Consider the following 7576-nt stretch of genomic DNA (forward strand, 5'->3'; position numbering starts at 1 on the left):
CCACGCGGATCAGCCCAGCAGGCCCGCGTCCTGCGCCGCGATCGCCGCCTGCACCCGCGAGCGCAGGCCCAGCTTGGTGAGCACGCGTGAGACGTGCGTCTTCGTGGTGGCCTCGCTGATCACCAGCTCCGCCGAGATCTCGGCGTTGGACATGCCCCGGCCCAGGCACGTGAGGACGTCGACCTCCCGCGGGGTGAGCTCGTCGAAGCCGGGCGGGCGCGACGGCGTACGGGCGGGCGCGCCGAGCCGGGCGATCACGCGCCGGGTGACCTCGGGCGCGAGCACCCCGTCGCCCCGGGCCACGGCGCGCACGGCGGCGAGCAGCGCGGGCGCCTCCACCGACTTGAGCAGGAACCCCGCCGCACCCGCGGCGAGCGCGGAGTCGACGTACTCGTCCAGGTCGAACGTGGTGAGCACGAGCACCTCGCACACCGCGTCCCCGACGAGCCTGCGGGTGGCCTCGATGCCGTCGATGCCGGGCATGCGGATGTCCATCAGCACGACGTCCGGCTCGTGCTCCCGCGCCGTCCGGACGGCGGCGATCCCGTCGGCGGCCTCCCCGACCACGGTGATGTCCGGGGCCGAGTCGAGGATCATCACCAGCCCCGTGCGGATCGCCGCCTGATCGTCGGCCACCACCACCCGCACCGGTTCGCTCATCGCCGTGCTCCGGCCGCGGCCGCAACCGGCAGCACGGCCCGCAGCCGCCAGCGGTCGCCGTCCGGCCCGGCCGCGACCGTGCCGCCGACGGCCTCCACCCGCTCGTGCACGCCGAGCAGCCCGGTGCCGGTGCCGCCACCCGCCGTGGCGCCGGGCACCAGGTCGTTCTCGATGTCGATCACCAGCTCTCCGTCGTGGTCGTCCAGGTGCACGCGCACCCGGCTGCCCGGGGCGTGCTTCGCGGCGTTGGTCAGCGACTCCTGCACGATCCGGTACGCGGCCAGGTCGACGGCGGCGGGCACCGCCGCGCCGCCCCGGGCGTCGTGCAGCTCGACCCGCAGCCCCGTGCTGCCCGCCGACTCCAGCAGCGTCCCGAGCCCGTCGAGCCCGGCCGGGGCGGTGCGCGGGTCGGCGTCGGCCGCGCCGTCGGCGCGCAGAAGCCCGATCATCGTGCGCATCTCCGACAGCGACGCCACGCTGTCGCGGCGCACCGACTGCAGCACGCGCCGCAGCACCGCGGGGTCGGCGTCCGGCAGGTTGAGTGCCGCCTCCGACTGGATCGCGATGCCCGACAGCTGGCCCGCGATCACGTCGTGCAGGTCGCGGGCCATCCGGGCCCGCTCGGCCGCCACGGCGGCAGCCCGGTCCAGCTCGGCCATCCGGGCAGCCTGTTCCGCACGATCCCGCTCGGTCTCGGCCTGCCCGCGGTGCAGGCGGACCTCCCGCCCCCACAGCACCGGCACGGCGAGCACCAGCCCGAGGTTGAGGATCACGAGCACGGCCGCGCGGCCCCCTTCGGCGAGGAGGCTGGCGAGCGCGGCGCCGCCGGCGACGGCCGCCGTGGCGCCGGCCACCAGCCAGCTCAGGCGCTCGGACGCGTAGAGGACGGCGCAGTAGAGCAGGTCGCCGAGGACCAGCAGGAGGGCGAGCGGCACGAGCGACAGCTGCACCATCCCGAGGAGCACGCCGAGCGCGATCGCGAGCCCGAGGACGGGGCGGACCCGGCGCTGGGTGTGCCCGACCGCGGCGACCGCGAGAAGCCCGACCACGGCCCAGACCGACGGCGCGGGCCCGTCGCCGAAGCGGAGCGCGATGTCGGGGACGATCAGGTGCAGCAGCACGCCGACCGCGAAGTAGCCGACGACGTGCAGCGCGTCCTCCCAGCGCTCGTGCCCGGCCGGCACCCAACGTCTCACGTGGTCATTGAACACGTGACGTGCGCGCCACCGCGTCGATCGAAGGAGGTACGGCGCGATCGATCTCCCGCCCGACGACGTGGGCTGCGTCCGGTCGTGATCCTCGGTCCCATGACCGTGACAACGGGGCGGATCGACGCGATCGACGTGTTGCGTGGCGTCGCGATCCTCGGGACCTTCGGCACGAACGCTTGGCTCTTCGCGCATCCCGGCGGGCCGGTGGCCTGGCTCCCGAAGGCGGTCGCCGAGGGCGGGTCGGACGGGGCGGTGCTGCAGGCGCTCACCAACGGCAAGTTCCCGGGCGGGCGCCGTCGGCGCGGTGTACGTGACGATGCTGCTCGCCGTCACCGCGCTGCTGGCGGCGACGCCGGACGAGCAGGGCGCCGGTTCAGCGCCCGATCCGGGCCTCACGGCGAGCTGGCCGCACCAGGTTCTGCTGCGCGTCGAGCACGCCGCGCTGTTCCGCGCCGAGATCGTGCTGATCGTCCCGTCGGCGGTCGTGCTGTTCCTGGTCGGGTCGCGCCTGGTGCGCGCGGGGGTGTTCACCGAGGCGGGTGGGCGGGTCCACCGCAGGCTCGTGGCGGTCGGGCTGGGTGTCGGGGTTCCGCTGAACGCGCTGACGGCCGCCGCGGGCCCGGACTGGGTCCTCGTCGACCGCCACCTCGTGCCGCCGCTCGTCGCGCTCGGCCTGCTCTGGCTCGGGCGGGACGCTCGTCCAGCACGCGCGCCGCGAGCCCGGCCCGCTCCGGAGTGCGCTGACGGCCGTCGGCCGCACCGCGCTCACCTGCTACGTCCTGCAGAACGTGCTCGCCGCGATGCTCTGCTACGGGTGGGGCTTCGGGCTGGCGGAGCGGTTCGCCGGTACCGGCCCGTGGTTCGCGGTCGCGCTCTGGACCGGCGTCAGCGCGGTGCTGCTCGGCGCCGCCCCGCTGTGGCTGCGCCGCTTCGACCGGGGTCCGCTCGAGCTGCTGATGCACCGCCTGCACCAGCCCGTGCGGCCTCAGCGAGCGGGCAGGTCGGGTCGGGTGAAGCTGCCGTCGGAGCCCGGGCGGTAGGGCAGCACGTCGAGCACGGCCGTGGTCGGGATCGGCCCGTAGGCGTGGGGGAAGCGCATCGCCTCCGGGTCGCCCGGCACCCCGGGCTCCCACCGGACCTCGACGCCGATGCGCGCCGGGTCCAGCACGAGCAGCAGCACGTCCGACCGGCCGTGGAAGAGCCGGTTCGCCGGGAGCTCGACCTGCTCCGGCGTCGAGAGGTGCACGAAGCCGATCTCGGCGAGCGACGGCGGGGCCAGCGCGCCGGACGAGCGCGCCACCTCCCAGTCGGCGGCGGCGCACATGTGCAGTAGGACCTCGGACTCCATCGGAGCAGTCTCCCGGCCTTGTCTTTGGCACGACGTGTCAATTAACGTCCGTCACACCGAGCCCCGTCCTTGAGGAGGAAGCGCATGTCGTCCACCAGCGAGCCCGGCACCGCAGCGTCCGAGGAGCCCGTGGTCGAGGAGACCCTCGTCGAGGAGGTCTCCATCGACGGCATGTGCGGCGTCTACTGACCACCGAGGTGTTCGACCCGGCGCGGCCCCACCGCTGCAGCCCGCGGGTGGCGGTGCGCCCCGAGCCGTTCGGGGCGCTCGTCTACCACTTCGGCACCCGCAAGCTCTCCTTCCTGAAGACACCCGAGCTCGTCGAGGTCGTCTCCGGGCTCGAGAGCCACCCCGACGTCCACGCCGCGCTCGACGCGGCGGGCGTCGAGGAGGGCCAGCGGCCCGCCTACCTGCGCGCACTGGCCGGACTGGCCGCGAACGGAACCATCGAGGAGCGCTCGTGAAGCTGGTGGAGCACTTCCAATACGGCCTGAACTCCCCGATCTGCCTCACCTGGGAGCTCACCTACGCCTGCAACCTGGCCTGCGTGCACTGCCTGTCCTCCTCCGGGCGGCGCGACCCGCGCGAGCTGACCACCGCCGAGGCGAAGTCGGTGATCGACGAGCTGCAGCGGATGCAGGTCTTCTACGTCAACATCGGCGGCGGGGAGCCCACCGTCCGCTCCGACTTCTGGGAGCTGCTCGACTACGCCGTCACCCACGACGTCGGCGTCAAGTTCTCCACCAACGGGATCAAGCTCGACGCGGCGCGGGCGGCGCAGCTCGCGGCCACCGACTACGTCGACGTGCAGATCTCGCTCGACGGCGCCACCGCCGAGGTCAACGACCACGTGCGCGGCCCCGGTTCCTACGCCACGGCGATCAGGGCGTTGGAGAATCTGGCCGAGGCCGGGTTCGGGCAGCCGAAGATCAGCGTCGTGATGACGCGGCAGAACGTCGACCAGCTCGACGCGTTCAAGGCCATCGCCGACCGGTTCGGCGCGCAGCTGCGCATCACCCGGCTGCGCCCGTCCGGCCGCGGCGCCGACGTGTGGGACGAGCTGCACCCCACGCCCGACCAGCAGCGGCAGCTCTACGACTGGCTCGTGGCGCACGGGGAGGACGTGCTCACCGGCGACTCGTTCTTCCACCTCTCCGCCTACGGCGAGGCCCTGCCCGGGCTCAACCTGTGCGGCGCGGGGCGGGTGGTGTGCCTGATCGACCCGGTCGGCGACGTGTACGCCTGCCCGTTCGCGATCCACGAGAACTTCCTGGCGGGCAACGTCCGCTCGCCGGGTGGGTTCCAGGAGGTGTGGCGCGGCTCGGAGCTCTTCGCCGAGCTCCGGCAGCCGCAGACCGGCGGGGCGTGCCGCAGCTGCGGGTTCTACGACTCCTGCCAGGGCGGCTGCATGGCCGCGAAGTTCTTCACGGGCCTGCCGCTGGACGGTCCCGACCCGGAGTGCGTGCGCGGGTTCGGGGAACAGGCCCTGGCGGCCCGGGACGCCGACACGGTGATCCCGCGTTCGGACGTCGACCACTCGCGGTCGGCGCCGCGCAACACCCGCGGCCCCGTCCCGGTGACGATCGGGATGCGTCCCGACCGGGCGTGCGACGAGAGCCCCCTCGCCGGCCTCCGGATCCCCGTGGCGGGCACCTGAGCGACCTGGGTTCGCGGGCGTGGCCCGAGGTGGGGGGAGGCACGCTCCTCGTCCCCGTCGGGGCGTGCGAGCAGCACGGGCCGCACCTCCCGCTCGACACCGACGCCCGGGTCGCCACCGCCGTCGCCCGGCGCGCCGCGGCCGCCGACCCCTCCGTGCTGGTGGCGCCCCCGCTCGTCTACGGCGCGTCCGGTGAGCACGAGGGGTTCCCTGGCACGCTTTCGATCGGCCACGAGGCGCTGCGCGCGGTGCTGGTGGAGCTGGGCCGTTCGGCGTCGCTGTGGGCGCCGCGGCTGGTGTTCGTCAACGGGCACGGCGGGAACCTCCCCACGGTGCCGGAGGCCACGGCGCAGCTGCGCCGCGAGGGCCGGGACGCGGCGTGGTGGCCCTGCGTCGTGGCGGGCGGGGACGCGCACGCGGGCCGCACCGAGACCTCGCTCCTGCTCGCCCTCGACCCCGGCGCCGTGCGGCGGGACGCGGCCGAGCCCGGCGCGACGGCCCCGCTCGCCGAGCTGCTCCCCGCCCTGCGCGCGGGCGGCGTGGCAGCGGTGACGCCGAACGGCGTGCTCGGCGACCCGACCGGCGCCGATGCGCCGGAGGGCGAGCGCCTGCTGGACGGGATGACCGCGGCGCTGCGCACCGGGCTCGCCCGTTGGCGCCCCGATCGGACGACCGGTCGCCTGACCTGATCCGTCAGGCCGCCTGTGCGGGCACGTAGCCCTCGTCCTCGGGCGGATCGGTGAGCTCCACCGTCATCAGGTAGAGCCGCCGCTCCAGCAGCCGGTCGATGTCCTGCCGCGCCGCCTCCCGGAACTTCGGCATGAGGTTCGACCGCGGCCCCATGTGCTCGAGGCGCTCGGCGATGTGCCGGTCCACGCTGGCCACGTCCGGGCAGTGGAACCGGTAGCCGGGCAGCACGCTGGCGACCGTGTCGACGGGATCGAGGGAGTCGGTTCGATACAACATTGAGCGACCTGGGTGTGAGTCCGACGGGGAGCGTCTTCGAGTTTTCAGCTGGGCGATTACGTGACGGTAACCAGCGTGTGGCGCCTGGAATGCCCGGATGTGGTACTCGCCACGCGCTCCGCCTCACGCCGCCACGGCCTTGATCCGCTTCGGGAGCAGGGCGTCCAGGATCGGGTCGGGGTCGAGGCGGTCGCCGTACCAGTCCGGCGTCAACGTCCAGTGATCGATGCGGGCGTGCCGCTCGGCCAGGTCCTCGAGATTCCCGCTCAGTGCCGGCGCGGTGGCCGGGATCGCTGACCCGTCGGGGCGGGAAAACTCCCACCTCCCGGCGCGGCGTTTCACCCGATAACGGTGGTCGTGGATCACCTTGTGGTGGTGGCTGCACAGCAGCACCAGATTGTCGATATCCGTAGGCCCGCCGCGCGCCCACCACCACACGTGATGCGCATGCAGGTATCGGGTGTGCGCGCATCCCGGGAATTGACATCTCGCCCCGTCCCGCACCGTCAATGCCGCAATCTGGGCGGGTGTGGCCAATCTTCGGGTGCGACTCAGGTACATGCGGTTGCCGGTGCGGTCGTTCAGCAGAACCTGCACCCGCGCATCACACGCCAGCCGCTCGGCGGTCGTGCGGGGGATCTCGGGTCCGTTCTCCAGTCGTGCGGTGCCGGAGTCGGCGTCCAGGTGGACGACGACCCGCGCGGTACCCCGCTCCACCACCGGCCCGTCTCCGGGTTCGCGGGTAACGTACTCCAGCAACGCATCGGCGCGCCGGGCCTCGGTTCGGTCGAGCGCTGCGCCGGGTTCCTGTTCGCGGGCCTGCTCGTCCAGGTCCCGCGGAACCGGTTCGGTGCGGGCGGTGACCGGTTGTCGTTTCGGCACGCGGGCGTCGATGGCGTGGATGAAGGCGGCTCCGGCGTCGGGGGTGAGCCGGGCGCGGACGATCAGCGAGCCGTCGTCGTCCCAGGTCCAGGTCAGCGACCTGCGGGCCGCGGTGTCCCCGGCCGGGGTGTGCCGGCGCCGCACCGCGCGGACGACGGTTTCGAGGTGTCCGGCGGTGCCGCCGAGGGCGAGGGTGAGCAGGATCTTCTCGGCGGTCTCCGGATCGGCCATGGTGGTGTACTTCAGGTCCGAGGTGCCCGCGGCGATCTCGGCGGCCATCCGGGTCAGGGTGGCCGAGTCGGAGCCGACGACCCGGCTGATGGCGCGGACCTTGGAGTAGGACAGGCGGCCGGCGGCGAAGGCTTCGGTGATCTTCGGTAGTTGTTGCAGGGCGTGGGCGACTCGTAGTCGTTCGTTGGCGGTGCGGATGTTCATGCCGGCGCGCCAGGACAGCCAGTGCGCGCAGGAGTGGACGCCGTCGCCTGCCCAGCCACGGCGGTCGTCGAATTCGGCGAGGAGTACCAGGAAGCGGCATTCGGCGGCGGCGAGTTGCCCGGCGAGGGTGAGGAGTTCGTTTTCCAGCGCATCGGTGGACAGGCCGGTGGGAAGGGAGAAGATGGTGGCGGTCATGGTTCGATGATGGCAGGCGGGTCTGACAATTCCGGGCCGTCCGGTGCGGATTCGGTGAAGATTCTTTCTGTGGGTTCCGCGGAACCCGTGAGGTGCGTTCCGATGCTCCTATGGACGTCAAGCAGCTGGTTCAAGATCTTTTCGGGTGTGGGTGAGGGCGGCGTAGACCTCGCGGGCGAGGTAGCGCTTGAGGCAGCGGATGATCTCTTTCTTGCTCAGACC

Annotated in this window: 11 protein-coding genes; 5 read left to right on the plus strand and 6 right to left on the minus strand. The window is 73.1% G+C overall.

Features of this window, described 5'->3' with window-relative positions:
• Positions 1-9: 9 nt before the first annotated feature.
• The 3 genes from ACFPL3_RS40875 to ACFPL3_RS40885 all read right to left on the minus strand — a co-directional run bounded on the left by ACFPL3_RS40875 (position 10) and on the right by ACFPL3_RS40885 (position 2517).
• Positions 10-660 (minus strand): response regulator transcription factor, encoded by a 651-nt coding sequence (locus ACFPL3_RS40875; protein WP_343942149.1) that lies wholly within the window; start codon positions 658-660, stop codon positions 10-12.
• Positions 657-1856, minus strand: coding sequence for a sensor histidine kinase (locus ACFPL3_RS40880; protein WP_343942148.1), 1200 nt, complete (start codon positions 1854-1856; stop codon positions 657-659). The genes ACFPL3_RS40875 and ACFPL3_RS40880 overlap by 4 nt, the downstream gene beginning before the upstream one ends.
• Before the next feature lie 388 nt (positions 1857-2244).
• Positions 2245-2517 (minus strand): hypothetical protein, encoded by a 273-nt coding sequence (locus ACFPL3_RS40885; RefSeq protein WP_343942147.1) that lies wholly within the window; start codon positions 2515-2517, stop codon positions 2245-2247.
• 94 nt (positions 2518-2611) lie between these two features.
• Between ACFPL3_RS40885 and ACFPL3_RS40890 the strand changes: the two genes are divergently transcribed.
• The gene (locus ACFPL3_RS40890) at positions 2612-2911 is read left to right on the plus strand and encodes a DUF418 domain-containing protein (RefSeq protein ID WP_343942159.1); all 300 of its coding nucleotides are present in this window, start codon (positions 2612-2614) and stop codon (positions 2909-2911) included.
• Here ACFPL3_RS40890 and ACFPL3_RS40895 read toward each other — a convergent pair.
• Complete coding sequence (locus ACFPL3_RS40895) at positions 2857-3219, minus strand: DUF952 domain-containing protein (protein ID WP_343942146.1); 363 nt, start codon at positions 3217-3219, stop codon at positions 2857-2859. The two genes, ACFPL3_RS40890 and ACFPL3_RS40895, sit on opposite strands and share 55 nt — an antisense overlap.
• An 84-nt stretch (positions 3220-3303) precedes the next feature.
• On the opposite strand from ACFPL3_RS40895, the gene mftA reads away from it, so the two are divergent.
• From mftA to mftE, 4 genes are read left to right on the plus strand one after another with little or no spacing between them, the layout of a single operon-like run.
• A complete protein-coding gene (gene mftA / locus ACFPL3_RS40900) occupies positions 3304-3408 on the plus strand; it encodes a mycofactocin precursor MftA (RefSeq protein ID WP_343942145.1) in 105 nt (34 codons plus the stop codon).
• Complete coding sequence (mftB, locus tag ACFPL3_RS40905; protein WP_343942144.1) at positions 3393-3683, plus strand: mycofactocin biosynthesis chaperone MftB; 291 nt, start codon at positions 3393-3395, stop codon at positions 3681-3683. The genes mftA and mftB overlap by 16 nt, the downstream gene beginning before the upstream one ends.
• Positions 3680-4876: a mycofactocin radical SAM maturase gene (gene mftC, locus ACFPL3_RS40910; protein ID WP_343942143.1), complete on the plus strand. Its 1197-nt coding sequence runs from the start codon at positions 3680-3682 to the stop codon at positions 4874-4876. Before mftB ends, mftC begins: the two co-directional genes overlap by 4 nt.
• Complete coding sequence (gene mftE, locus ACFPL3_RS40915; protein WP_343942142.1) at positions 4825-5565, plus strand: mycofactocin biosynthesis peptidyl-dipeptidase MftE; 741 nt, start codon at positions 4825-4827, stop codon at positions 5563-5565. The genes mftC and mftE overlap by 52 nt, the downstream gene beginning before the upstream one ends.
• A gap of 4 nt (positions 5566-5569) precedes the next feature.
• Here the strand turns inward: mftE and ACFPL3_RS40920 are convergent, their stop codons facing one another.
• Both ACFPL3_RS40920 and ACFPL3_RS40925 read right to left on the minus strand, forming a co-directional pair.
• Entirely contained in the window at positions 5570-5842 is a 273-nt protein-coding gene (locus ACFPL3_RS40920; protein WP_343942141.1) for a hypothetical protein, read from the minus strand.
• Positions 5843-5965: 123 nt separating this feature from the next.
• Entirely contained in the window at positions 5966-7354 is a 1389-nt protein-coding gene (locus ACFPL3_RS40925) for an HNH endonuclease (RefSeq protein WP_379590903.1), read from the minus strand.
• Positions 7355-7576: the final 222 nt, after the last annotated feature.

The sequence above is a fragment of the Pseudonocardia zijingensis genome, from assembly GCF_042657305.1.
Taxonomy (GTDB): Bacteria; Actinomycetota; Actinomycetes; order Mycobacteriales; family Pseudonocardiaceae; genus Pseudonocardia; species Pseudonocardia zijingensis.

Coding starts and splice junctions, on each gene's coding strand:
- ACFPL3_RS40875 (WP_343942149.1), bottom strand. CDS start 660: ATGAGCGAACCGGTGCGGGTGGTGGTGGCCGACGATCAGGCGGCGATC.
- ACFPL3_RS40895 (WP_343942146.1), bottom strand. CDS start 3,219: ATGGAGTCCGAGGTCCTACTGCACATGTGCGCCGCCGCCGACTGGGAG.
- mftA (WP_343942145.1), top strand. CDS start 3,304: ATGTCGTCCACCAGCGAGCCCGGCACCGCAGCGTCCGAGGAGCCCGTG.
- ACFPL3_RS40920 (WP_343942141.1), bottom strand. CDS start 5,842: ATGTTGTATCGAACCGACTCCCTCGATCCCGTCGACACGGTCGCCAGC.
- ACFPL3_RS40925 (WP_379590903.1), bottom strand. CDS start 7,354: ATGACCGCCACCATCTTCTCCCTTCCCACCGGCCTGTCCACCGATGCG.